At 67.7% G+C, this 25,108-nt stretch carries 15 protein-coding genes; 1 reads left to right on the top strand and 14 read right to left on the bottom strand.

Annotated features, from left to right (window positions below):
* Positions 1-5: 5 nt before the first annotated feature.
* From kdpB to ACGHX3_RS02925, 13 genes are all read right to left on the bottom strand, one after another.
* A complete protein-coding gene (gene kdpB / locus ACGHX3_RS02985) occupies positions 6-2,066 on the bottom strand; it encodes a potassium-transporting ATPase subunit KdpB (RefSeq protein ID WP_394696352.1) in 2,061 nt (686 codons plus the stop codon).
* Between the two features lie 11 nt (positions 2,067-2,077).
* The gene (gene kdpA, locus ACGHX3_RS02980) at positions 2,078-3,781 is read right to left on the bottom strand and encodes a potassium-transporting ATPase subunit KdpA (protein WP_394696351.1); all 1,704 of its coding nucleotides are present in this window, start codon (positions 3,779-3,781) and stop codon (positions 2,078-2,080) included.
* A gap of 120 nt (positions 3,782-3,901) precedes the next feature.
* The gene (locus ACGHX3_RS02975; RefSeq protein ID WP_394696350.1) at positions 3,902-4,624 is read right to left on the bottom strand and encodes a TorF family putative porin; all 723 of its coding nucleotides are present in this window, start codon (positions 4,622-4,624) and stop codon (positions 3,902-3,904) included.
* A gap of 119 nt (positions 4,625-4,743) precedes the next feature.
* Entirely contained in the window at positions 4,744-5,928 is a 1,185-nt protein-coding gene (locus tag ACGHX3_RS02970) for a CaiB/BaiF CoA transferase family protein (RefSeq protein ID WP_394696349.1), read from the bottom strand.
* Positions 5,929-6,049: 121 nt separating this feature from the next.
* Positions 6,050-7,870 (bottom strand): glycoside hydrolase family 127 protein, encoded by a 1,821-nt coding sequence (locus ACGHX3_RS02965; RefSeq protein ID WP_394697224.1) that lies wholly within the window; start codon positions 7,868-7,870, stop codon positions 6,050-6,052.
* A 5-nt stretch (positions 7,871-7,875) separates the two neighbouring features.
* Positions 7,876-10,077 (bottom strand): SUMF1/EgtB/PvdO family nonheme iron enzyme, encoded by a 2,202-nt coding sequence (locus ACGHX3_RS02960; RefSeq protein WP_394696348.1) that lies wholly within the window; start codon positions 10,075-10,077, stop codon positions 7,876-7,878.
* 13 nt (positions 10,078-10,090) lie between these two features.
* Positions 10,091-11,038, bottom strand: a complete 948-nt coding sequence (locus tag ACGHX3_RS02955) for a ribokinase (RefSeq protein WP_162337089.1) — start codon at positions 11,036-11,038, stop codon at positions 10,091-10,093.
* Complete coding sequence (locus ACGHX3_RS02950) at positions 11,035-12,240, bottom strand: serine hydrolase domain-containing protein (RefSeq protein WP_394696347.1); 1,206 nt, start codon at positions 12,238-12,240, stop codon at positions 11,035-11,037. Before ACGHX3_RS02950 ends, ACGHX3_RS02955 begins: the two co-directional genes overlap by 4 nt.
* Positions 12,241-12,329: 89 nt before the next feature.
* Positions 12,330-14,561, bottom strand: coding sequence for a TonB-dependent receptor (locus tag ACGHX3_RS02945; RefSeq protein WP_394696346.1), 2,232 nt, complete (start codon positions 14,559-14,561; stop codon positions 12,330-12,332).
* 227 nt (positions 14,562-14,788) lie between these two features.
* The gene (locus ACGHX3_RS02940; protein ID WP_394696345.1) at positions 14,789-15,664 is read right to left on the bottom strand and encodes a LysR substrate-binding domain-containing protein; all 876 of its coding nucleotides are present in this window, start codon (positions 15,662-15,664) and stop codon (positions 14,789-14,791) included.
* A gap of 73 nt (positions 15,665-15,737) precedes the next feature.
* Positions 15,738-18,170 carry a sodium/solute symporter gene (locus ACGHX3_RS02935; RefSeq protein ID WP_394696344.1) on the bottom strand — a complete coding sequence of 811 codons (2,433 nt, stop codon included), beginning with the start codon at positions 18,168-18,170 and terminating at the stop codon, positions 15,738-15,740.
* Complete coding sequence (locus tag ACGHX3_RS02930; RefSeq protein ID WP_394696343.1) at positions 18,167-19,009, bottom strand: HpcH/HpaI aldolase/citrate lyase family protein; 843 nt, start codon at positions 19,007-19,009, stop codon at positions 18,167-18,169. Before ACGHX3_RS02930 ends, ACGHX3_RS02935 begins: the two co-directional genes overlap by 4 nt.
* 135 nt (positions 19,010-19,144) lie before the next feature.
* Positions 19,145-20,161, bottom strand: a complete 1,017-nt coding sequence (locus tag ACGHX3_RS02925) for a sugar kinase (protein ID WP_394696342.1) — start codon at positions 20,159-20,161, stop codon at positions 19,145-19,147.
* Between the two features lie 239 nt (positions 20,162-20,400).
* Between ACGHX3_RS02925 and ACGHX3_RS02920 the strand changes: the two genes are divergently transcribed.
* Positions 20,401-23,172 (top strand): TonB-dependent receptor, encoded by a 2,772-nt coding sequence (locus tag ACGHX3_RS02920; RefSeq protein ID WP_394696341.1) that lies wholly within the window; start codon positions 20,401-20,403, stop codon positions 23,170-23,172.
* Between the two features lie 573 nt (positions 23,173-23,745).
* Here ACGHX3_RS02920 and ACGHX3_RS02915 read toward each other — a convergent pair.
* Positions 23,746-25,101 (bottom strand): polysaccharide lyase family 1 protein, encoded by a 1,356-nt coding sequence (locus ACGHX3_RS02915; RefSeq protein WP_394696340.1) that lies wholly within the window; start codon positions 25,099-25,101, stop codon positions 23,746-23,748.
* Positions 25,102-25,108: the final 7 nt, after the last annotated feature.

The raw sequence follows: 25,108 nt of genomic DNA, 5'->3' as shown, positions 1-25,108 counted from the left end.
ACTCCTCAGGCGCCGGTGACGGCGGCCAACAACAGGTCGATGAGCTTGATGGCGGCGAACGGCAGCAGCACGCCGCCGACGCCGTAGACCAGCATGTTCCGGCGCAGCAGCGCGGTGGCGCCGGCCGGGCGGAAGCGCACGCCGCGCAACGCCAGCGGGATCAGCAGCGGGATGATGACGGCGTTGAAGATCAGCGCCGCGATCACCGCGTTGGTCGGGCTGGACAGCTGCATCACGTTGAGCGCGGCCATGGAAGGAATCGCCGCGGCGAACAATGCCGGCAGGATGGCGAAGTACTTCGACACGTCGTTGGCCAGCGAGAACGTGGTCAGCGCGCCACGCGTGATCAGCTGCTGCTTGCCGATCTCGACCACGTCCAGCAGCTTGGCCGGGTCGGAATCGAGGTCGACCATGTTGCCGGCCTCCTTCGCCGCCTGCGTGCCGGAGTTCATCGCCAGGCCCACGTCGGCCTGCGCCAGTGCGGGCGCGTCGTTGGTGCCGTCGCCGACCATCGCGACGAGGCGACCACCGGCCTGTTCCTGGCGGATGCGCGCCAGCTTGTCCTCGGGACGCGCCTCGGCGATGTAGTCGTCCACGCCAGCTTCGGCGGCGATGGCGGCGGCCGTCAACGGGTTGTCGCCGGTGATCATCACCGTGCGGATGCCCATCGCTCGCATGTGCGCGAACTTCTCCTTGATGCCGTGCTTGACCACGTCGGACAGTTCGACCACGCCGAGCACATGGCTGCCATCGCTGACGACCAGCGGGGTGGCGCCGTTGCGGGCGACCTGTTCGACGCGCGCCGTGAGCTCGGCCGGCGCGCTGCCACCCAGCGTCCTGACGTGCTGCACGATGGCGTCGGCCGCGCCCTTGCGGATGCCGCGCATGCTACCGCGACTGTCGTCGGGCAGGTCGACGCCGGACATGCGCGTCTGCGCGGTGAAGGCGATGAAGGTCGCGTGCTGCGGTTCCACCAGCACGGCGCCCTGCTCGCGCGCCAGCTTCACGATCGACTTGCCTTCCGGCGTGGGATCGGCCAGCGAGGCGAGCATCGCGGCGTCGCGCAGTTGCTCGCGGTCGATGCCGGCCAGCGGATGGAACAGCGTGGCCTGGCGGTCGCCATGGGTAATCGTGCCGGTCTTGTCGAGCAGCAGCACGTCGACGTCGCCGGCCACTTCCACCGCCTTGCCCGACTTGGCCAGCACGTTGGCGGCCAGCGCGCGGTTCATGCCGGCGATGCCGATGGCCGGCAGCAGGCCGCCGATGGTGGTGGGGATCAGGCAGACCAGCAGTGCGATCAGCAGCAGCGGATCGAGCTTCGCACCGACGAAGCCGGCGATGAAGGGCAGCGTGACGACCACGATCAAGAACGTCAGCGTCATCGTCAGCAGCAGCAGGCCCAGCGCGATCTCGTTCGGCGTCTTCTGCCGGTTGGCGCCTTCGACCAGCGCGATCATCCGGTCGAGGAAGCTGTGGCCGGGCTCGGCGGTGATCTTCACCACGATCTCGTCCGACAGCACCTGGGTGCCGCCGATCACGCCGCTGCGGTCGGTGCCGGCTTCGCGCAGCACCGGCGCGGATTCGCCGGTGACGGCGGATTCGTTGATCGTCGCCAGGCCCTTGACGATCTCGCCATCGGCAGGGACCTGCTCGCCTGCCGACACGATCACGTAGTCGCCGGGCTTGAGTTCGGCAGCGGGGATGCGCCGCTCGCTGCCGCCGAGCGGGGTATCGACGCGGCGCGCGACCAGGTCCTTGCGGGCGCGCCGCAGCGACGCCGCCTGGCCACGGCCACGCGCTTCGGCGACGGCCTCGGCGAAGTTGGCGAACAGCACGGTGACGAACAGCAGCGCGGTCACCGACCAGCCGATGCCCGGCGTGGCGGTGCCGGCAAGGGTCAGGCCGGCGGTCAGCAGCGTGCCCAGCCAGACCACGGCCATTACGGGATTCCTGAAGGCGTGGTGCGGAGCGAGTTTGGTGAAGGACGCGAGCACGGCGGCACGGAAGCCGGCGCTGTCGAGCAGCGCGGCCGGGCGGCGGTGGGAAACAAGCGTGGAATCGGTCATGGCGACAGTCCTCAGGACGCGATCAGCGCGAGGTGGTCGGCGACGGGGCCGAGCACCAGCACGGGCATGAACTGCAGCAGGGTCAGGATGACGACCACCGCGATCAGCGTCAGTGCGAAGGTGGGGGTTTCGATCTGCAGCGTGCCGACGCCGTCGGGTGCGACGCGCTTGCGGGCCAGCGACGCGGCGATGGCGAGCGGGATGATCAGCGCGGGATAGCGGCCGAGCAGCAGCATCAGCGTGGCGCTGAGGTTCCACCAGGTCGTGGCGTCGCCGAGGCCTTCGAAGCCGGAGCCGTTGTTGGCGAACGCCGAGGTGTACTCGTAGAACACCTGGCTGATGCCGTGGAAGCCCGGATTCGAATTGCCGGTAATCGATGGCACGGCCAGGGTGATCGCGGTGAACCCCAACAGCGCCAGCGGTTGCAGCAGCACCAGCACGGCAAGCAGTTTCACCTCGTGTGCTTCGATCTTGCGACCGAACAGTTCCGGGGTGCGACCGGTCATCAGGCCAGCGAGGAACACGCTGAGCAGCAGGTAGACGAGGAACTGCTGCAGACCGCAGCCGACGCCGCCCCAGATGGCGTTGACCAGCATGTTGCCGATCGTCACCAGGCCGGTCAGCGGCGCCAGCGAGTCGTGCATCGCGTTGACCGAGCCGTTCGAGGTCTGCGTGGTCAGTGCGCCCCACAACGCCGACGGCGCGGCGCCGAAGCGGACTTCCTTGCCCTCCATCAGCGCGATGTCGTTCGATGTGGCGGAATAGCGCTCCGACCACACGGCCGCGCCAGTCGAGATCGCCGACATGGTCAGCATGGTGCCGAACACGAGCGCGGTGAACTTCCGGCGCCCGGTGAAGCTGCCGACCATGAAGGCGATGCTGACGGGAATCAGGATGATGGCCAGCGTTTCAAGCACGTTGGAGAATGGCGTGGGGTTTTCCAGCGGCACGCTGCTGTTGGGGCCGTACCAGCCGCCGCCGTTGGTGCCGAGCTGCTTGACGGCGACCATCGGCGCGACCGGGCCCAGCGGGATCTTCTGCTCGGCCATCTCTGTGGTCTTGTCGATCGGCGTGGCGACCGGACCACCGTCGAGGGTGGCGGGCACGCCCTGGCTGGTCAGTGCCAGCGACCACACCAGGCACAGCGGCAGCAGGAAGCGCACAGCGGGACGGATGACGTCGGCCCAGTAGTTGCCGACATCGGCATCACCGTTGGCGGTTGTCGTTGCGGCGTTCTTCTCACGCCCGCCGAACAGGCCGCGCAAGGTGGCGGCGACCAGGGCCAGGCCCATCATCGGCGTGATCACCTGCAGGCCGACGATCGCACTGGCGTGCGCCAGGTACGACAGCTGCGCCTGGCCGGAGTAGTGCTGCTGGTTCGTGTTGGTGAGGAACGACACCATCGTGTGCAACGCCAGGTCCCAGCGCATGTTGGGGATGTCGTTCGGGTTGAGCGGCAGCCAGGCCTGGGCCATCAGGACCACCCACACGATCACGCCCAGCACCAGGTTGCTGAGCAGGAAAGCCTTGGCGTAGCCCTTCCAGCCCATGCCCTGCGCCGGATCGACGCCGAGCAGGCGGTAGACGGGGCGTTCGACCAGGCCGAACAGGCGGTCGCCGCGCATCGGGGCACCACGCATCACCGCAGCCAGGTAGCGGCCCAGTGGCCAGCCAAGCGCGATGGCGAGCGCGAAAACGAACAGGAACTCAGTCATGGAAGTCGTCCATCGGCGCACGTGCGCGCCGCGTGATCAGCAGGAACATCAGGCCGGCGCCGGCGAGCACGCCGGCGAGCGATAACGACAGGTGCAGGAGGTCGGTGAACATGGCGGCGCTCAGAACGAGGCTTGCAGGGCGGCTTCGACGCGCGAACCCGCCAGGCCCGGGAACAGCGCCTTGGCGCTGCTGTCCGTCGAGTGCGCGGTCAAGCGCAGTTCGAACGGTGCCTGGAACGCCCACACGGCGCCCAGTTGCGCATGCGCGTAGCTGTCGTCGTAGGCATCGTCGAGCCAGTAGTAACCGGCGGCGGCTTCCAGGCGGACCTGTTCGCTCAACGGCAGCTTCGCGCCGACCTGTGCGTAGGCACCGGCCTCTTCCGTGGCCAGCGCATCGTTGGAGTAACCCAGCTGCGCCCAGTAGTTCTGCTTCCAGGTCAGCGTGCCGATGGCCTCGGTCCAGTTGAGGTCGACGGTGGTGGACGGATAGCGGTAATGGGTCAGGTTGACGTCGAGCGCCCAGTCTTCGGCGAGGTTGCCGCTCCAGCCGACGGTGAAATCCAGCTCGCTGCTGGCCTTGGTCTCGGGCGCGAACTCGACGTTCGAACCCCAGATGGTTCCGTACAGGCCGTTCTCGGCCGCGGCCCTGAAGCCGGCCTGCACGGCCGGATCACCCTGCGTCTGCGTGGTGCCACGCCAGACGTAGTCGGTGGTGAGGGCACCGGACCCGTTGAAAGTGGCAGCGCTGGCCGACGAGGCTGCGGCCAGCAGCAGGCCGGCAGCCAGGGAGAAAACGATGAACGCAGGCCTGTGCCTGCGCGAAACGGAGGAGATGAAAGACATGAATGCGATCCGAGGCGGAGGAGTTCCGCCGACCGCGAAAGTCTGGTCCCGGGTCGCGTAAAGCCGCTATGCGCTGCGGCAGGCGCGCCATAAATTCGGCGTAAAACGCGCGGCCGGGTTCAACCCGAGGCGCGCGTCTTCCCGCTGCGGCCGAGCACATGGTCCGCGTCCTGGTCGAAGGTCGGCGCGGCGAACGGGGCCGGGCCCGGCGTGCGGCCGAAGGCGATCGGGCGCGTCACGCCGCGGTAGCTGCCGACGACGGGATGGGCGATCTCCGCCACCATGTCCTCCGCCAGCACCTGCGGATGTTCGAACATGTCCTCGACGCGACGTGCGGCCGCGCACGGGACTTCGTCACCGAAGTGCGCTTCCCATTCCGCCGCGGTGCGCGCCTGCAGCGCGTCGTGCAGCTGCGGGACGATCTCGGCCGCATGCGCGGCGCGCTTGCGCACGGTGTCGTAGCGCGGATCGTCGGCCAGCGCGTCCAGCCCGGTCAGCCGGCACAGCGCCTTCCAGAAGCGCGCGGTATTGGCGGAAAGATACAGATGGCCGTCGCGCGCCGGATGGATGCCGGTGACGCCACCGGAGCGCATGTCGCGGCCGATGTCGAGCGCCTCGCCTTCGGCCCAGATCATCCGCGCCGACTGCATGGTCAGCGCGCTGCGCAGCAGCGACACGCCGACGAACTGGCCCAGCCCGCTGCGCTCGCGTTCGTACAGCGCCGACGACACGCCGCCGGCGAGCAGCGCGGCGGCGTAGTAGTCCACCACCGAGCCGTAGATGATTTCAGGCGCGCCACCGCGCTTGCCCTGCAGCGTGCACATGCCGGTCATGGTCTGCAGCACCTGGTCGTAGCCGGCCTTGTCCTTCATCGGGCCGCTCTCGCCGTAGCCGGTCACCGCGCAGTAGATCAGGCGCGGGTTGATCACCGACAGGCGGTCGAAATCGATGCCAAGCCGCTTCGGCACGCTGGGACGGAAGTTGTGCACCATCACGTCGGCCTCGCGCACCAGGCGCAGCAGTGCCGCATGGTCGGCCGCCTGCTTCAGGTCCAGCACGATGCCCTGCTTGCTGCGGTTCACGCCGAGGAAGGCGCGGCTTTCCTGCTCCAGCGTGGACGGGTACTGGCGCAGGTTGTCGCCGTCGGGCGGCTCGACCTTGACCACGTCGGCGCCCTGGTCGGCCAGCAGCGTGCAGCCGTAGGGGCCGGCGATGTAGGCGCTCAGGTCGAGCACCTTGACGCCGCTGAGCGGCCCGGCCGGGCCATGGCGCCGGGGGGCGCGGAAGGGAGAGGCAGTGTCCATGGGGAAAGGCTCCTTCAACCGTCGCCTGCAGGCCGGCGGCCAGTCTGGTGCAGGCGGTGCAGCGGATACAGTCGGCCGCCGTAGTTTCTGCGGCCACAAATTCTTGCGAGCGCGCCAGTGATCATGATGCCGGCGGCAGCGACAGCCAGGTCAGGCGCCAGGCGCCGTCCACGCGACCGCCGGTGCGGTAGTAGGGCCAGAACAGCAGCGGCGGCCGGTAGCCGAGCTGCAGGGTGATACCCGGCCCTTCGCCGTCGTCGGCCACCGGCAACACCTGCAGCCAGTCGTCCTGCGGCCCGTCCGGCAGGCGGATCGTCTCTTCGGTCTTGAAGCCGTCGACCAGGTCGGTGGCGTAGACCAGCGGCCCGCGTGTCATGCCGACGTAGTGCAGGTCCAGCACCTGCTGGTGCACGGCGGAGCCGTCGGGCGCACGCGATTCCTGCACGTTGCGCAGTACCTGCCGGTGCAGCGTGGGGCGCAGCGGGAACAGCAGCTGCACCTGATCGCCGGCGCGCCAGTGGCGGCGGATCGCCGCGAACGTGCCCGGCACCAGCGGCACGCGCACCGCTTCGCCGTTGACGGCGACGGTGGCGCCCTCGGCCCAGGACGGGATGCGCAGGCGCAACTCGAAGGTCGCTTCGCGCTCTGGCTGCACTTCCAGCGAGATGTCGCCTTCGAACGGGTAGCCGGTGTGCTGGCGCAGTACCAGCGTGCCGGCCGCCGGATGCGCCAGGCGCACCTCGCCCGGCCCGTACAGCTGCACGCGGGCGACATCGCCCTGCACCGCATACGCGAGCGGCGGCAGTTCCTCCAGCGCCATCGCGCCGCTGGACTTGCAGCAGCGCCAGTAGGTGGTGTGCACGCGACGGCCGTTCGGGAACGAGTAGTAGCACCAGTCCTCGCCGTCGGGCGCGAATGCACCGAGCAGGTCGTTGTAGGCGGTGCGCTCGATCTCTTCGGCATAACGCGCTTCGCCGGTCAGGCGGAGCAGCTCGCGGTTGAACTGGATCCACGACAGCAGCGAACAGGTTTCGACATAGGCCAGCGGACTGAACGTGCCGCGCGCGTTGAACACCTCGCGCGAGCGGTGCGCCACCCCGCCCCAGGGACCGCCGCCGAGCGTCAGGTGGTACTGGTGGATGTTCTCCCACATCGCCTCGACGGCCCGGCGCAGCGCGGCGTCGCCGGTCGCGCGGCACAGCTTGACCACGCCGACCAGATTCCACAGCAGCTGGTAGGCCTTGCCGGTGGCGATCTCCGAGGCATCGGCACCGTCCTCGATGGCCGGCAGCAGGCGCAGCGCCGGATGCGCATTGGCCTGGGCGAATACCTGCTGCGCCAGAGCGAGGAAGCGCGGCTCGCCGGCTTCCTCGTACAACTCGAGTGAGGCATCCATCAGCACGGTGGCCGACATCCCGTGGTGGTTGCCGAGCGTGGTGATGTCGATGCCGTCCTGCAGCGTGCGCGCGCACAGGTCGGCGATGCGGGCGGCGGCCTGCGTGTAGCGCGCATCGTCGAGCGCGCGTGCCGTCTCGACGAAACCGAGGATCAGGTAGGCATGCACCCACATGTCCCAGGTGCGCAGCGCCGGTGCGCCGTCCCAGCTGGGCGGCTTGGGTGGCTGCGGCTGGGTGAAGCGGCGTTCGGGCGCATAGGTGCCGAGGTAGCCGTCGTCTTCCTGCACGGAGAGCAGGTAGTCGGCGACCTCGCGCAGGTGCGCACCGAGTACCGCATCGCCGCTGCGGGCATAGGCGCGGGCGGCGGCGGACAGCCACTTGCCGGCATGCTCGCCATACCAGTCGCCCTCGGTGTTCTGCGCGCGGTGCGCGGGCGAGAACAGCGCGATGGCCGGGCTCTCGGCGCCGGTGATGAAGTGCGACAGGCGGCCGCGGCGATTCGCGTCCAGCGCGTCGCCGAGCAGGCCTCCCAGGGTGACCTTCATGTCGCTCACGCCGCGTCCACCACGCAACGGAAGCCGATGCGGCCGGACCGGTCCTTGCCCGGCGCCATCAGCAGCAGCTTGCCGTGCTGGTCCAGGCGCTTGGCCTGCGGGAAGTACCAGTGCGAGGTGCGCGGCTCGTAATCGCTGCCACCGCGCACGATGGCGGCGCGGGTGTGTTCATCGTGGAATTCGTCCGTCCACTGCCAGACATGGCCGACCAGGTCCATCACGCCGAACGGACTGGCGCCGGCGGGATATGCGCCGACCTCGGCCGGCGGCGGCAGCACGCGGCCGCGGAACACCGGCGGCGCCGCCTCGTCGCGCCAGGCATCACCCCATGGGTACAGGCGTCCGTCGGTACCCTGCGCGGCGTACTGCCATTCCCACCCGTGCGGCAGGCGCTTGCCCGCCCACGCGGCATAGGCGCGCGCGTCCTCGATCGACACCCAGGTCACCGGACGGCTTTCCCAGCCTGGTTGCGGCGCGCCATCGCGCCAGTCGCGCAGGAAGTGCTGCGCATCCTGCGGGGCGTAGCTGGTGGCGTCGATGAAATCCTTGAACTGCGCGTTCGTCACCAGATGGCGATCGATGTGGAACGACGCGACCTGCATGCGGCGGCGATGATGGCGACGTGCGGTGGGTTCCCACGGGAACTGCACGTCCACGCCTTCCCACACCTGCCCTTCGATCTCGATGCCCTGCACCGCGAACAGGAATTCGCCAGCCGGAATCGTCACCATGCCAGCCGGCGCGGCGGCCTGCGGCGCGGTCGGCGCGATCGGTTGCAGCGTCTGCGGCAGCGCCGTCCATGTGGCGGACAGCGAGGCCAGCGGTGTCGCGGCTTCCTTCGCCATCAGCGCCAGGAAGTCCTCCAGCCCGGCTTCCTGCGCGCCGTCGCGCAGCGCCAGCAACGCACCGAAGCCGCGGCCTTCCAGCGTGGTCTCCAGGATCGCCTGGCCGTCGATGATGCGCGGCTGCAGCGGCGTGCCGTTCCACAGGTCGAGATAGCGCGTGCCATCGACGTGCGGTACGGCGAGCTGCTCACCTTCGATCGGGTATTCGTGACGGTTGACCAGCGTCCACAGCGTGCGGTCGTCAGCCGGGAAGCGGCTGGCGAAGATGCCCGCCTGCAGCGTGCGCTCGTACGGGCGCCAATCCAGGCTGACCGGCAGCGACGGAAAGCGGCGGTAGATCGCGGCGATGCGGCGCAGCGAGGCGGCGTCGCGCGCGGTCAGCTGGTTCCACAGGCCCCACACGTTCTCCCACGCGTTGTAGCCCACGCCGTTGAAGAAGATGTACTGCAGGTCGTGGTTGCGGTCGCGGCCCCAGCGGTTCTCGTAGTTGATCATGTGGCGCGGTTCCAGCCACTTGAACTTGGCCACCGGCGGCACGACCTCGTTCGGCGCCTTCTTGCCCCAGCTCTGCACGTTCCAGATCAGGTGCTCTTCGGCGCTGATCGTGGATTCCGGCTGCACCACCACCGGATGGCCGAGCGCATCGCAGGCGTCGAAGAACGCGCGCGGCACGCCGTTGTAGGTGTCGCCGTTGATGCCGTCGGCGCCGACCGCGACGACGATCTTCGCGATGGCCTGCCAGTCGGGCTCGCCCTCGTCGCGGGTGCCGTTGTCCCACGGCATGGTGGTGAGGAACACGCGCACGCCGCGGCGATGGAAATCGTCGACCGCGCCGCGCAGCGCGTCCAGCCCGCCCGGCAGGCTGCGGGCGAAGTCGAACTGGTTGCGGTCGTCCACGCCGATATTGGGATAGACGCACCATAGCAGCACGCTGTCGAGGCCACCGTAGCGCGCCTCCAGGTCGTCCAGATAGCGGTCGACCGTGTAGCGGCCGGCGACGGGATCGTAGAGATAACGATCCTCCACCATCACCTGCGCATGCACGAAGTTGCGCTGCGCCCACTGCAGCTCCGGACGACGGTAGTTGGCGTCGTCGTAGCCGATGCGGGTGAGATGCTCGCGGCGCCAGTCCTTCAGCTCCGCCACCCAGTCGTCGGCCGAGGCGTTGGCGTCGATCTTCCACTGGCCGATGTCGGCGAACGGCCAGCCCGGCGCCTTGCCCGGCGTGGGCAGGTAGCGCTGGGTGGTGACGTGGGAGAACTTGTACTCGGTCTTCACCGGCGCGCGGTCGTCGTCGTGCGCGGGACCGGGACCGGGACCGGGAACAGCATCGGGGGACGTGGGGATGGTCATGGGGGATATCGGATCAGGAACCGGAGAGGCCGCGGTACGCGGCGAGCGCCGCGCGGCGCGGTGTTTCGTCGGCCTGCCCGGCGAGCCAGGCATCGACCTCAGCACGCGTCGGCACGCTGGTCTGCGCACCCAGGCGCGTGCAGGCCAGCGCCGACGCGGCACTGGCGAAGCGTAGCGCGTCCGCCAGCGGGGCATGCTGCGCCAGCCGCGCGGCCAGCGCGCCGCAGAAGGTGTCGCCGGCCGCCGTGGTGTCGACGGCGTCCACCGGAAAGGCCGGCTGCAGGAACAGTTCGCCGCCACGCCGTGCGATGCAGCCGCGTGCACCCAGCGTGACCACCACGCAGGGCACCGGCAGGCGCGCGAGCTGTTCGGCCAGCGTACCGGGGCCGGCCAGCGTGGCGAGTTCGCCTTCGTTGACGACCAGCAGGTCGACGTCGTCCAGCAGGCCGGCCGGCAATGCTGTCGCGGGGGCGGCATTGAGCATGACGCGGACACCGGCCGCGCGCGCGACGTGCGCGAAGCTGGCGACCGTGTCCAGCGGGGTTTCCAGTTGCAGCAGCAGGTGGCTGACGCCGCGCAGCGACGGCAGGTGGTGCGGCCGCAGCGCGGCGTTGGCGCCGGGGGCGACGGTGATGGCGTTCTCGGCGTCATCGGACAGGCAGATGAAGGCCGTACCGCTGGCGACGTCCGCTGCGCGGATGACATGCCGCTCGACGCCGGCCTCGGCCAGCGCCTTGTCGAGCACGGCGGCATACGGGTCGTCGCCCAGCGCGAGCAGCATGCGTGTATAGGCGCCGCCCGCCCGCGCGCAGGCGACCGCCTGGTTGGCGCCCTTGCCGCCGGGAAACGTGGCGAAGTCGCGCCCCAGCACGGTTTCGCCGGGCGCAGGGACGTGCGACGCCCGCACGACGAAATCGAGGTTGGCCGAACCGGCCACCAGCACCGTGCCGGCCGCCTTCATGGCAATACCTCCGCATACACCTGGCGATAGAACGGTCCGGCCAGCTTGGGCAGCGCGGGTGCGCCGTCCACGGGCAGGTGCTGCGACATCAGCACGATGACGAGGTGACGTGCGGGATCGATGGTGAAGTAGGTCGACGCCGCGCCGGACCAGCCGAACTGTCCGACCGAACCGGGACGAGAGCTCTTCGCCGGATCGGTGACGACGTAGCCGCCCAGCCCGAAGCCTTCGCCCGGTTCCGGTGCGGGCACGGCAGGATCGAATGCCGCGAGCTGGTCGGTCATCATCAGGGCGACGGTGTCCTTCTTCAGAAGACGCGTGCCGTCCAGGTCGCCGCCATTGGCCAGCATGCGAGCGAAGCGCAGGTAATCGTCGGCGGTGGAGTACAGGCCGCCGGCACCGCTGGTGTAGGCGCGCAGTGCGATGCCGGGCGTACGCGCCGACGGTGTATCGGCCAGGACGCGACGACCGTCCGCATCGCGCGAGGTCAGCGCGATCACGCGGCCACGCTGCGTGGCCGGCACCTCGAAGCCGGTGTCGCGCATGCCGATCGGCGAGAAGACGCGGGTCTGCAGGAAGTAGTCGAACGATTGGCCACTGGCGACTTCGATGACGCGCGCCAGCACTTCGGTATTGACGCCGTCGTAGCGGAAGCGCGTACCGGGTTCGTCGGCCAGCGGCGCACGGGCGACGCGGTCGGCATAACCGGCGAGATCGGAGGCGTCTTCCGGTGCCTGCCGTTGCAGCAAGGCGGAAGCGACACGGATGTCGTCGCCACCGGTGGCGAAGCCGGCGGTATGCGTGAGCAGGTGCAGGATCGTCAACGGGCGCGTCACGGTTGCGAGCTGCGGGTCATCGACGTCGCCGCCGGTCACCCGTCGCAGCGACGCGAAGGCCGGCAGGTAGTACGCGACCGGATCGTCCAGCCGCAGCCTGCTCTCTTCCACCAGCATCAGCGCCGCCACGGAGGTGATCGGCTTGGTCATGGAGTAGATGCGGAAGATGGCGTCTTCGCGCAGCGGTCGGCGGCCCTGCAGGTCTGCATGACCCGACACACCGCGATAGACCACGGCATCGTGGTCGGCGACCACGGCAACCGCACCGAGATAGGCGTCATTACCGGTAGCATTCTGAAGCGATGCATCCAGCGCCGCACGCGGTAGCGAGTGGCCGGCCGTCGCACACGCGGCAAGCGAGAGCATCAGGACCATCCAGAACCCGCGCCGCCCTGGAGAGGGGACGGCGCGGGTGGACGCAGCGTGGGTGGAGAACGGCATCCGCACAGGGTGGATCAGAACGTGTACTCGTAGGTGACGGAGTACATGCGGCCACGGCCGGCGAAGTAGTTCTTGTAGAAGTCCACCTGCGACCAGCTGAGGATGTACTGCTTGTTGGTCAGGTTTTCGATGCCCAGGGTGACGCGACCGAAGTCCTCGAAGCGGTAGTTCGCGCTCAGGTCGAACAGGGTGTACCCGTGGGTGTGCTCTTCGAACTCGTAGAACTGGCCATCGAAGGCACGGGTATCGGAACCATAGAGATCACGATCCAGCAGCTTCGTCGCGTTCAGCGTAACGTCGCCCTGATCGTTGAACCGCCAGTTCAGCGACGCGCCGATCTTGTCGGGGTTGATGTCCGAAACACCGATCGGCTTGGTGAGTCCACCTGCCGGATAGCGGCCACGCAGATCGGAATTCCAGAACGCCGTCTTGCCGCGGATGCGCGAGTACAGGCCGGTCATCTTCCACTGGTCGTTGAAGCGCCATTCGCCGTTCAACTCGACGCCCTTGATCTCGGTGGGCGCACGGTTGAGCACAAAGTCGTTGGTCGCCGGATCCACCGCCAGCGAGGTACCGAACGGCGACCGCGAGTTGTAGTACGAACCGCCGAACGAACCGCGGTCGCCGCGCCAGCTGAAGCCCACCTCGCGATTGTCGACCACGATAGCCTGCAGATCACGGATGCGATCCACCGACTGACCGGGCACGTTGATGTTGCGCAGCGGGATGCCGATGTTCGGCAGGCTGAAACCTTCGCCGTAAGAGCCGAACACCGACCAGCCGCCGCCGATGCGCCAGACCGCGCCGATGTTCTTCAGATTCTCGGTGTACTCCACGCCGCCACCCTGCACGAACACGCTGTTGCGATAGGCGGTGGTGGTGTAGCTGTCGACGTGCAGCTCACCGTCTTCACGACGGAAGCCGCCGCTCACGGTGACCGGACCCAGGTCGTAGCTGAGCTGGACGTAAGGCGCGACGCTGGTGTATTCCATCGGCGGCACCCACAGCCGGTTGGTCAGCGCCAGCCGCTGCTCGGTCTCGTCGTAGACGTAGTCCACGCCGGCACGCAGTTCCAGCCCGTCGACGCCGAACAGGCTTGAACGCGACCACGACGGCCGGAAGCCCCACTTCTTACTGTAGATCTCCGACTGGTCGAAGATGCGCTCCGCCCCGACCGGCAGCGGCCATACCAGCTGGCGATCGTCGCCGTTTTCCGGCAGGTAGCGCATCGCCTGCTCCGCCCAATAGGCGTTGAGCACCAGGTTGCCGCCGAAGAAATCACCGTGCGTGTACAACCCGTTCAACTGCTGGAAGTCGTTGAACTCGGCCTTGCTGCCGAAGATATGGCCGCGCTCGGACGTGTTGGTCACCGGGTTGGCGCAGGTGCCGGGGCGGCAGCCCTCGACCTGAATATAGTCGCCGTTGCCCTCGATCTTGAAGTTGCTGTAGCTCAGCTGGACGCGCTGCACGCCATCCTCGCCGAAATTGATACCGCCCTTCACGAACAGGTTGCGCGCCACGGAGTCGGAGACCGAGCCACTCGTGTTCATGCCGACGCGGCGGCCGTCCGCGTCGTAGGACATGCCGCGATCGATCCTGGACAGCGCCACCACCAGATCCTGGTTGTCGCTCTTGAACCCGTAGTTCAGTCCCAGCTTCCAGCCTGCGCTGTCGTCCTTGAACTGGGTGGAGTAGCGGCTGATGAAGCGGAACTCGCTGCCTTCCTTCGTCGGCACCGTGGAGATGTAGTTGATGATGCCGCCGGCGGCACCGATGCCCTCGGAAGCCGACGGACCATTGATGACTTCTATCCGGTCTACAACGCCCATATCGGTGAAGGTCGCATTGCGGCCGCCTTCGCGCAGCGGCGAGCCCTGCGGCACGCCATCGAACAGACGCAACGCGATGCGGCCACGCAGGGTTTCGCCCGTATTGCTCATCGCCTGCGAGGATTCGGCATAGCCGGGCACGGTACGCGCCAGTACCGCCGTCGCGTCCTCGGTTATCGCGAGCGTGTGCCGCAGTTCTTCCTTCGAAACCAGGGTGATGGCGCCGGGAATCTTGTCGATCGACTTGGGTGCCCGGACGCCGGTGACGATCACCTGATCCAGGTCGACAGCATCCTTCGCGCGCTCCTGTTCGGAGGCCGCATCCTGCGGCAACGGGGTGTTCTGTTGGGCTTGGACGCTGGCGCTGACGGCGGCGGCCAGCAGGAAAACGCCGAACGCGGCGGGTACCTGTTTCATGGTCTGTTCTCGGAATGCTTCGGTGGACGGCGAGCGCGCGTGCGCGTCGGCGCGTGGCTGGTAGGTGTACGAGAAAGGCCGCGATGGCGGCCGGCGTGCCCAGCGTTCCTCCCAGACGCTCGAACCCGACGATGGTCAAAGCGTAGGTCGACGTCCGTCACGGAAGAATCGTCCGCGGATATGTTCACAGGCTAGTTTTTGTAGCGTGCACTGCAACATGGCGACGCTCAGGCGTGGCCGGTGGCGGCACGGCTCTCCTGCAGCAGCACGGTGACCAGGCGGATGCGTACCGACGAACGCGACCACACCATGCCGATCCGCCGCGGTTCGCTGGGCAGCGGCAGCGGGATGCGCACCAGGTCCAGGCCTTCCGGCCACGGCCGCGCCCAGTCCGGCACCAGCGACACGCCGAGCCCGCGGTCCACCATCACCGCGATGGCATTGAGGCCGTTCAGTTCGAACCGCTCGCGCGGCACGATGCCAGCGGCCCGCAGGTAGTCGTCCGCCACGCGCCCGCCCCACTGGTTGCGGTCGTAGCGGATCAGCGGCTCGGTGCGCAACAGCTCGTGCGGATCGCGGCCCGCCATTCTCGCCGGCGCGATCATCACCAGCGGTTCCTCGCGCAGCAGCTGCCAGTCGCAGGTCTTGGGCAGGTTGTACGGCGCCTGCAGCACCAGCGCGGCGTCGAGTTCCCCGGCTTCCACCGCGCGGTAGAGCTCGGCCGAATACCCGGGCCGGATGAACACGTTGATCTGCGGAAACTTGTCGACCATGCGCGCCAGGATGTCCGGCAGCATGCCGGCCAGCGCGGTCGGACAGGCGCCGAGGCGGAGTTCGCCCGAGACCTCGCTGTCGTTGGCGATGCTGCGCATGTCGGCGACGTCGCGCAGCAGGTCGCGTGCGCGCTGCAGGATGCGCGATCCTTCTTCGGTCAGGCTGACGGTGCGGCCCGCGCGCGCGATCAGCGGCGCACCGAGCTCGCGCTCCAGCGTGCGGATCTGCTGCGCCACCGCGGCCGGCGTGATGTTGAGCACGCGTGCGGCCGCGGCCATCGAGCCGCGGTCGGCCACCACCACGAAGGTATTCAGGAACTGGGTGTCCACGCGCCTCCCCCTTTCCGCGTCAGGCTACACGAGCCCGCACGCGGCAGCGACGGGACCTATGGCGCATGCGCGATCACTCGGCACCCGTCACCGCGTCCTGGCGGTGGATGGTCAGGCCGCGCAACGAGCGCGCGGGCGGCGGGAACAGCCAACTCGCCGCGTAGCCGACGACGATGCAGATCAGGATGGAGATGGCCAAGTAGAAGTACGGGTGCACCAGGTCCATCGACCAGATCAGCAGGGTCAGCACGATGCTGGCGCCGATGCCGATGGCCACGCCCTGCGAATTCGCCCGGCGGGTGAACATGCCCAGCGTGTAGGCACCGGCGAATCCGCCACCCAGCAGACCCGCCAGTTCGATGGAGACGTCGAACAGGGAGTGGATGTCGTAGCGCGACAGGAGCAGCGCGATGCCGATGCCCACCAGCCCGACGACGACGCCCATCACTTCGGCGAAGAACACGCTCTTCTTCGGCGTGGGGTTCTTCGCCAGCTTCTCGTAGAAGTCGACCGACACCAGGGTCGACACGCTGTTGATGATGCTGGACAGGGTGGACATCGCCGCCGCGAAGATGCCGGCGATGATCAGGCCGGTGACGCCCATCGGCAGTTCGGCCGCGATGAACAGCGGGAACGTGGCGTCGATGGGCAGCAGCGGGTTCATGCGCTCGGGGTGCGACTGGTAGTACACGTACAGCGCAGTGCCGATGGCGTAGAAGAAGAAACCGCCGGGGATCATGATCGCAGCGAAGGTCCAGATGGAGCGACCCGCCTCCTTGTCGGACTTGGTCGACAGGACGCGCTGCATCAGCACCTGGTCCTTGGGAAACGTCAGGACGACGTCGAATACCACCAGGAAGATGAAGCCCCACACCGTCGCCTTGGTCAGATCGAAGCTGAAGTCGAACAGCTGCGTCTTGTTCTCCGCCATGGCGACGTCGAGGAACTCCGGCACGCCGCCGTTGAGGTGGTAGACGATGAAGCCGATGGCGAAGATCGCACCGCCGAACATCACGAAGACCTGCACGAAGTCGGTCCAGATGACTGCCTTCATGCCGCCGAGCGTGGTGTAGAGGATGGTGAACACGCCCATGATCAGGATGCTCCACACCACGTCCAGGCCGGTGATGGTGGCGATGGCGAGCGCGGGCAGGAACAGGATCACGCTCATGCGGCTGCCGATCTGCATGGCGATGCACAGCGCGCTGGCGAGCATGCGGATGACCGGATGGAAGCGCGTTTCCAGGTACGAGAACACCGACATCAGGTCCAGCCGGCGCAGCAGCGGCACGATCCAGATGGCGACGAAGACGAGCCCCAGCACCGCGATCAGGTTGTTGGTCAGGTATTGCCAGTTGGTCTCGAACGCCTTGGCCGGAATGGCGATGAAGCTGATCGAACTGGTGTTGGTCGCATACAGACTGACGCCTGCGGCCCAGAACGGAATGCTGCGCCCACCGACGAAGAAGTCGGCCGTCGAGGCGCGCTTCTCCTGCAGGTAGAAGTACAGACCGATGCCGACCATCGCGGCCAGGTAGACCACGATCACCAGCCAGTCGAGCCATTTCAGCAGATACGTGCGTGCGGTCAGCTCGACCGTGCCGAGCGAAGCCTCTTGCGCGTTCCAGCCGGCGAATCCGGTGCCCCAGGCGGTCAAGGTCGTCGGCACGCCCTGTTCGGGACCGGGCAGGTCGGCCCATGCGCGCGTGATGGTATGGAACGTCGCCAGGCGTGATGCGCCGTCTGCGGACTGCAGCACGTAGAGCACGTGGGCCTGGCCCGTCGCGCGTACCGCTTCAGGCGCGAGCACGTTGCCCGGCACTGCGTCCAGGTGCTGCCAGCCGGCATCCGCGGACCAGCGCCAGAGCGCATCACGCGACGGCGCCGGCGTGGTGACGATCAGTTCGCCGCGTTGCGCAACCAGCGTGCCCGCCGCGGCGCCGCCCGGCCAGGGCGCCATCGGTTCCCAGGCGGACGTGGCCTGCGCCACGGCGCGACGCAGGAGGTGCGGTTGCCCGGCCGCATCGAGGCCCGCCACGTAGAGCGTGCCAGCGTGTTCGGCGAGACGGACGCCATGCAGGGTGACCGGCAACGCCGGCAGCGCGCGCAGCGAAAGGCGTTCGCCGGCCAGGTCGGCGGCTTCCAGCACCTGCGCACCACCGTCCGTCGCGATCGGAAGTCGGTACAGGCGATCGATGGACGCGTTCTGCCAGCCGTCGCGCGCCGTTGCGCCCTCGGGCAACACCACGGTCTGCCAGCGCTTCGCGGTCGGCGACCAGGCCAGGACCGCCGTGTCCGAGAACGCCAGCAGCCGCCCGTTCGCCGTACGCAGCGCCGTCACGGACAACGGCGGCGCCGGCAAGGTCGCCTGCTGCAGGCCCGCCAGGCTCTCCGCCCGCGCCGATGCCGGCAACAGGACGAACAGCAGGGCCAGCAGCGATACGCAGCGGAGAAGCGACGACCATCCAGAAAACACCGGCACCCTGGGCCGTGTACGGGACGTCATGCCTGCTCCTGCCCCGCCACGGCGATCACCGCGCGGGCACGCGCCAGGAACGGGGCATCCACCATGCGGCCACCGACGGCGTAAACGCCGTCGCGGGCGGCGTCGACCACCTGTCGCGCCGCATCGATCTCTTCCCGCGTCGGCGCGAAGGCCGCGTTCGCCCACGCCACCTGGCGCGGATGCACGCAACTCTTGCCGACGAAGCCCAGTGTGCGGGCGGACGCGGCTTCGGAAAGGAAGCCCGCCTCGTCGTCCAGACCCGGGAACGCCCCATCGCAAGCGAACACGCCGGCCTCCGCGGCCGCCATGCGCAACGCGTACTGCGCGGCATGCACGTTGCGAAGATCGGCGCGCCGGATGCCGTGCGGCTCGAACAGGTCGCCAAGTCCCAGTTGCAGACCGCGCACGCGCCGGTGTGCGCCGGCGATCGACAGCGCGTTGCGCAGCGCACGCGGGGTTTCGATGTTGATCAGCAGGCCGGCGCCACCGCGCACGCCGAGGCGGGCCTCGATGGCTTCGATCTCGGCCACGGCCTGTTTCAGCTGTTCGGCCGACTCGATCTTGGGCAGGTTGACCAGGTCGACATCGAGCGGAAGCACGGCGCGGAGGTCGTCTTCCCATGCCGCGGAATGCCAGGCGTTGGTGCGCACGATCGCCTGCTTGCCGGCCTTGCGGTGCGGGGCATCGCGCAGGAAGCCCGCCACCTGTGTGCGCGCCTCCGGCTTCGCGGCGTCGGCGACCGCATCCTCCAGATCGAAGGACACCGCATCGGCCTCGCCCGCCATCGCCTTGGCGAACAGTGCGGGGCGGTCTCCGGGCACGAACAGCTTGCTACGCATGGACGGCGCTCATCATGGGGCGCAGTCTGCGGGATTCGCGTGCACGGCAAAGCCCCGGCCGGCATCTTCAAACGATAGTTTTTGCTGCGTTCCGGCATGCCGCAACGCAACAACCGCCTGTTTCCCGATGCGTGCTCAGCGCTTCACGTCCAGGCTTTTCTCGCCCAGGAATGCCTGCACGTCCGCCGCGCCGACCAGGTTGAAATCGCCCGGCAAGGAATGCTTGAGGCAGGCCGCAGCGACGCCGAAGTGGAGCGCGTCCGCGCTCTCCATGCCGACGAGGCCGCCATGCAGCACGCCCGCCGCGAACGCATCGCCGGTGCCGATGCGGTCGACGATCGGCGAGACCTCGTAAGCCGGCGTGGTGTGCACCGAGCCGTCACGGAGCGCGGTGATGCCCGACAGCGCGTGATGGTCGACGCTGCGCTGCACCCGCACCGTGGCCGCCATCTGCTGCAGATGCGGGAAGGCCGTGAACGCCGCTGCCGCGCCGGCAGCGAAGCGCTCCTGCGGCGTCGCCTGCGGGAAGTCCAGGCCAAGCACGACCTGCAGGTCGCGGTGGCTGGCGAACAGGAGGTCGGCTTCGGACATCAGTCCCCGCAGGATCGCCGGCGCGTCGCCTCCCCAGGCTTCCCACAGCTTCGGCCGGAAGTTGCCGTCGAAGGACACCTTGACCCCCGCCGCCCGCGCCGCCTTCACCGCCAGCAGCACGCCATCCGCCGCCTGCTGGCCGAGCGCCGGCGTCACCCCGGAGACATGCAGCCAGTCGGCGCCGGCGAGCAGGGCCGGCCAGTCGTGCGTGCCACCCCCGGCGCGTGCGAACGCGGAGTCCGCACGGTCGTAGAGCACTTCGCTGGGTCGCTGGATGGCACCCGGCGTCAGGAAGTAGAGGCCCATGCGCCCCGGCGCCTGCTGCACCGCGCGCGTATCGACGCGATGCCGGCGCAGTTCGCCCATGGCGGCTTCGCCCAATGCGTTGTCCGCGACCAGTCCCACCATGCGCGCGTCATGGCCGAAGCGCGCCAGCGAAACGGCGACGTTGGCTTCCGCACCACCGACATGCACGTCGAGCAGCGGCGATTGCAACAGCATCTGGCGACCGGGCGCGCCGAGGCGCAGCAGCAGCTCACCGAAACAGACGATCTTTCCCATCTCCCCTCTCCTCCCGTGGCATGGATGCAGCGCGCCCCGCGCGTCGTTCCGGCTTGTCCATGGGACAAAGACTAACCGGCTCGACTGACAGTTGTTGTTGCAGCGCACACTCTGTTAGCGTTGTTTTTGACCAGCGGTGTCATTTTACCAGCTGGCAGGATTCGGAAGGGAATAAACAGCAGTTTTTGCCAACAAAACAGTCGCGGTACGCGGCCATGGTCCCTTGAGGAGGGGAGAACATGCCAGTTAGTCATCAGAACCGGAAGACACCGGTTACCTTGCTTGCCGTCTCGATCGGCCTGGCGCTGCAGATGGGGGCAGCGGCGCATGCCCAGGAGGCGACACCAGCCGGGGAAGGGGCCGCGCAGGAAGCCGTGGACACCACCCTCGACACGATCAGCGTGACGGGCTACCGCGCCAGCCTGGAGAAGGCACTGGATATCAAGCGCGGCGAAGCCGGCGTGGTGGACGCCATCGTCGCCGAAGACATCGCCGACTTTCCGGACATGAACCTGGCGGAGTCGCTGCAACGCATCCCCGGCGTGTCGATCACCCGGGACGGCGGCGAAGGCCGCAACATTTCCGTCCGCGGCCTGGGTCCGCAGTTCACGCGCGTGCGCATCAACGGCATCGAGGCGCTGGCGACCGGCGGCGGCACCGATACCGCTGGCGGCGTCAACCGCGGCCGCGGTTTCGACTTCAACACCTTCGCATCGGAACTCTTCAGCCAACTGGTGGTACGCAAGACCTCGTCGGCGGACGTCGAGGAAGGCTCGCTGGGTGCGACGGTCGACCTGCGCACCGCGCGTCCGTTCGACTATGACGGCTTCACCATGGTGGTCGGTGGCCAGGCCAGCTACAACGACCTGCTGAAGGAAACCGATCCGCGCGGCACGTTCCTGATCAGCAACACCTTCGCGGACAACACCATCGGCGCCCTGCTGTCGGTCGCCTACACCGACCGCAAGGTGATCGAGGAAGGCTCGGACTCCGTCCGCTGGTGGACGGCGCAGAGCGGCACCAACTTCTTCAACCCCAGCTCGCCCTATACCGCGGCGCTCAGCCCCAACGTCTTCCATCCGCGCATTCCGCGCTACAACGTCTACCTGCACGACCAGGAGCGCGTCGGCGTCACCGGGTCGCTGCAGTTCAAGCCGAACGACGCTACCGAGCTCAGCTTCGACGCCCTGTATGCCCGCTTCGACGCCAACCGCTACCAGGACAACATCAACGCCGTGTCGTTCAGCCGCACCAACGCGGCAGGCAAGCAGAACACGATCGTCCGCGACGGCGAGATCGACGCCAACGGCAACCTGGTGTACGGCCTGTTCGACAACGTCGATATCCGCTCCGAGGGCCGCTACGACGAGCAGACCACCGAGTTCAAACAGTGGGGCGCCGAACTGAGGCACCGCTTCAGCGACTCGCTGTCGATGCACGCCCTGCTGGGCGGCGTGAAGTCGACCTACGAGAATCCCATCCAGACCACCGTCATCATGGACAAATTCGATGTCGACGGTTACTCGTGGGATTACCGCGGCAACAGCCGCCTGCCGGTCTTCAACTACGGCAACATGGACCCGCTGGACCCGAACGGCTGGACGCTGGCGGAAATCCGCCTGCGCCCGCAATCGACCACCAACGAGTACGATGCGCAGCAGGTCGACCTGACCTGGATCGCGTCCTCCTACTTCACGCTGAAGGGTGGCGTCCATCACAAGGACTACACCTTCGAATCCAGGGAGTGGCGCCGCAGCAGTGAAACCGTCGTTCCCGCGATGACCAGCGCCACCCTGGCCGGCCTGCTACGCCAGTTCGGCACCTACGGCATCGGCGCAGGCGGCGTGAACCGCTGGCTGGTACCGGATGTCAACGCTTTCCAGCAAGCGCTGGGTATCCATGACGGTACCGGGATATACCAGGTCTACGACAACCTGTCCTCGCTGGCAGCCAACAACCGCACCGTGAACGAAAAGAGCCTGGGCTACTACGTACAGGGCGATTTCAACTTCGACATCGGCCCGGTTCCTGTACGCGGCAACGTCGGTGTCCGCCGCGTGGATACCAAGCTCACGAGCGACGGCTGGTCCTTCCGCGGTGCAGTACCGGTGGCGACGCAGGTGGTCCATGAGTACGCCGACACCCTGCCGTCGTTCAACCTGGCAGCTGAGATTACACCCGACTTCGTGGTCCGCCTGTCTGGCGCTGAAGTCATGACGCGCCCGAATCTCGGCTTCCTTAACCCGGGCGCCACCGTCAGTGCATCGGGCGGCGCCTTCACGGTCACCACGGGCAATCCGAAACTCGAGCCCTTCCGCGCCAAGACGCTGGACTTGAACCTCGAATGGTATTTCACCAACGAGGCGCTGCTGTCGCTGGGCGTGTTCTACAAGGACATCGACAGCTACATCCAGAATTCGCGCGAGACCCGTCCGTACAGCACGTCGGGTCTGCCCAACGAACTGTTGAACGGCACGATCGCCACGCCGGAGGACATCTTCACCTTCAATCAGCCGCTCAATACGCCAGGTGGCGAGCTGCAGGGCTACGAACTCAGCTACCAGCAGCCCTTCACGTTCCTGCCGGGCTTCTGGAAGGACTTCGGCGTGCAGCTGAACTACACCTATGTCGACTCCGACATCCAGTATCTCAGCGCCGCCGGCGTACCGACGGTGAAGGGGCCGATGGTGGGCCTGTCGAAGAACGCCTGGAACGCGACGCTGTACTACGACAACAGCAAGTTCGCCGCCCGCGTGTCGGCGGCTTACCGCGACGAGTTCGTCAATACCATCCCGGGTCGCGAGGGCAGCGACGTGGAGGCGACATCCGAGTTCACCACGGTCGACGCTTCCCTGTCGTATAACGTTACCGACAAGCTGACGATCTCGCTGGAAGGCCTGAACCTGACCGACGAGTGGACCGACATGTGGATGGATACGGCCGGCGACCGCTCGATCGCCTACACGCATACCGGTCGCCAGTACATGCTGGGTTTCCGTTACAAGTTCTGATCGTTTGACGTTGAGCACCTCCCTGCGAGGTGCGCCCGAAGCCCGGCCGCCTCTCCCGGCCGGGCTTTTTTGTGTCCGCTGAGCGTCGCCACGCCGCAATGCGTCATTACGGATGCGGCGTATCCAGCGCGCTGGATGCCCTTCCGCGACGACCGACTGCAACGCGTACCAGGACAGAACCGCCACGACGGGGAAGGCAGGCGCCGGGCACGATGTTTCGATGTCCCGATGTCGTGCGAGTGGGACAGGCATCCCACGCAGACGCTCGAAGGACTGAACTCGGCGGATGAACTCAACGAGCCGTGCGTGGACTCTGCAGACGGCGACCGGGCGATGTATCACCGCACCGTTCGCCAATGCTGCCTGGGCATGCGGCCCAACTTCCGACCGCCGTGCTGCGTGATGGGCCGGGGACCGGTCGGTCGAACCACGTGCACGTGTTCCGATGGAGGTTCCCGCGGCAGCGGGCACACGGTGCATCCGCCGCGCACGATCGCGACCAACGAAAAGGCCCGCCTGATGGCGGGCCTTTTGCGACAAGCGTTCCGCGCGAACGTGCGCTTCGGTGATCCCTCAGCGCAACGGCTCTCCGCGGGGATAGCTGCCGGAAGCCGGCTCCATCGTATCGAGGTTCCAGTCGGTCTCGACAAACGGCTTGCGTGCTTCCTTGTACTGCGGATAGCCGCCGACCTGCTCCTGGCTGTCGATGATCTCGCCGCGGCCTTCGATGACGTCGGCGACGATGCGGCGGTCGATCAGGTCGCGGTTCCAGGGCGTGGCACCCACGGTTTCGATTACCGCATCCTGCACCTTGGCCGACGGCAGCAGCGTTACGCCGAACGGCAGTGCCGGTGCTGTCCTGACGCGATTGAGCGTCACCGGCGCGGTGGTGTAGCTGCCGGTCTCCTGGATGCTCCTGGCGCCCGTGCGGTCGACGATCAGGTTGTCCTGCGCGTACAGGTCGAGATCGCCCGAGCCGCCGATCATCATGAAGGCCAGCGGCTCGGTCGACCTGCCTGCGCGCATCACGTTGCCGCGCACCACCATCTCGCCCTTCGAGTACGGGTGGCCCAGCCATTCCTCCGCGATCAGGTTGTAGTGGATCGCACGCTGCCCCGGGTTGTAGATCAGGTTGTTGATCACCTGCCCGCGCGCGCCACCCTTGAACAGCGGGCTGCGCTCGTAGTTGTGCGCATAGAGATTGCCGACGATCAGGACCTCGTTGACGTGGTCGTGGATCAGCGAGCCCTTGGAATGCTCGCCCTTGGGATGGGTGGAATGGGCCAATCCTTCGCTGACGATGTTGTTGCTGTAGGTGATCCGGCGCGAGGCATTGGCCATCCACTCGGCTTCGGTCTCGCCATGGAAGCGGGTGCTGGACGCGCTGAGGTTCTCGTCCGTCGCCCAGGTGAGCGAGCAGTGGTCGACGATGACGTCGTGCGCGCCGCGCACCGTCGTGATGGCGTCGATGTCGCCGGAACGCTTCGGCATGCCGCCGTCGCCCGGCCGGATGCGGATATGCCGGATCACCACGTCATGCGTGGCGATGATCAGGCCGCCCTTGATGATCGTGACGCCGGGATGCGGGGCGGTCTGCCCGGCGATGGTCAGGAACGGCTCGGTGATACGCAGCTCCTTCATGCCCAGGTCGATCACACCGCCCACTTCGAATACGACGATGCGGGGACTCGTGCCGGACACGGCTTCCTTGAAGGAACCCGGGCCATCGGCCGCCAGGCTGGTGACGCGGACGATCTTGCCTCCCCGGCCGCCAGGCGTGTGCGCGGCGGCGCCCTGCGCACCGGGAAACGCCAGCGGACGCGTATCGGCGGCCAGTACCGTGGCCGTGGTGAGCGCGATCAGCAGGGCGGCGGTCGCACGGGCGATCCAACGGACCCGCGTCGACGCGGATGAACGGACATGAAGCATTGGCTCC

The sequence above is a fragment of the Pseudoxanthomonas japonensis genome, from assembly GCF_043632995.1.
Classification (GTDB): Bacteria; Pseudomonadota; Gammaproteobacteria; order Xanthomonadales; family Xanthomonadaceae; genus Pseudoxanthomonas_A; species Pseudoxanthomonas_A japonensis.
The sequence above is the reverse complement of the archived record's forward strand: the minus strand, read 5'-3'. Positions and strand labels throughout refer to the sequence as shown.

What these genes read in the sequence shown, in the direction of transcription:
- kdpB (WP_394696352.1), bottom strand. Translation starts at nt 2,066, where the DNA reads ATGACCGATTCCACGCTTGTTTCCCACCGCCGCCCGGCCGCGCTGCTC.
- kdpA (WP_394696351.1), bottom strand. Translation starts at nt 3,781, where the DNA reads ATGACTGAGTTCCTGTTCGTTTTCGCGCTCGCCATCGCGCTTGGCTGG.
- ACGHX3_RS02975 (WP_394696350.1), bottom strand. Translation starts at nt 4,624, where the DNA reads ATGTCTTTCATCTCCTCCGTTTCGCGCAGGCACAGGCCTGCGTTCATC.
- ACGHX3_RS02970 (WP_394696349.1), bottom strand. Translation starts at nt 5,928, where the DNA reads ATGGACACTGCCTCTCCCTTCCGCGCCCCCCGGCGCCATGGCCCGGCC.
- ACGHX3_RS02965 (WP_394697224.1), bottom strand. Translation starts at nt 7,870, where the DNA reads ATGAAGGTCACCCTGGGAGGCCTGCTCGGCGACGCGCTGGACGCGAAT.
- ACGHX3_RS02960 (WP_394696348.1), bottom strand. Translation starts at nt 10,077, where the DNA reads ATGACCATCCCCACGTCCCCCGATGCTGTTCCCGGTCCCGGTCCCGGT.
- ACGHX3_RS02955 (WP_162337089.1), bottom strand. Translation starts at nt 11,038, where the DNA reads ATGAAGGCGGCCGGCACGGTGCTGGTGGCCGGTTCGGCCAACCTCGAT.
- ACGHX3_RS02950 (WP_394696347.1), bottom strand. Translation starts at nt 12,240, where the DNA reads ATGCTCTCGCTTGCCGCGTGTGCGACGGCCGGCCACTCGCTACCGCGT.
- ACGHX3_RS02945 (WP_394696346.1), bottom strand. Translation starts at nt 14,561, where the DNA reads ATGAAACAGGTACCCGCCGCGTTCGGCGTTTTCCTGCTGGCCGCCGCC.
- ACGHX3_RS02935 (WP_394696344.1), bottom strand. Translation starts at nt 18,170, where the DNA reads ATGACGTCCCGTACACGGCCCAGGGTGCCGGTGTTTTCTGGATGGTCG.
- ACGHX3_RS02930 (WP_394696343.1), bottom strand. Translation starts at nt 19,009, where the DNA reads ATGCGTAGCAAGCTGTTCGTGCCCGGAGACCGCCCCGCACTGTTCGCC.
- ACGHX3_RS02925 (WP_394696342.1), bottom strand. Translation starts at nt 20,161, where the DNA reads ATGGGAAAGATCGTCTGTTTCGGTGAGCTGCTGCTGCGCCTCGGCGCG.
- ACGHX3_RS02920 (WP_394696341.1), top strand. Translation starts at nt 20,401, where the DNA reads ATGCCAGTTAGTCATCAGAACCGGAAGACACCGGTTACCTTGCTTGCC.
- ACGHX3_RS02915 (WP_394696340.1), bottom strand. Translation starts at nt 25,101, where the DNA reads ATGCTTCATGTCCGTTCATCCGCGTCGACGCGGGTCCGTTGGATCGCC.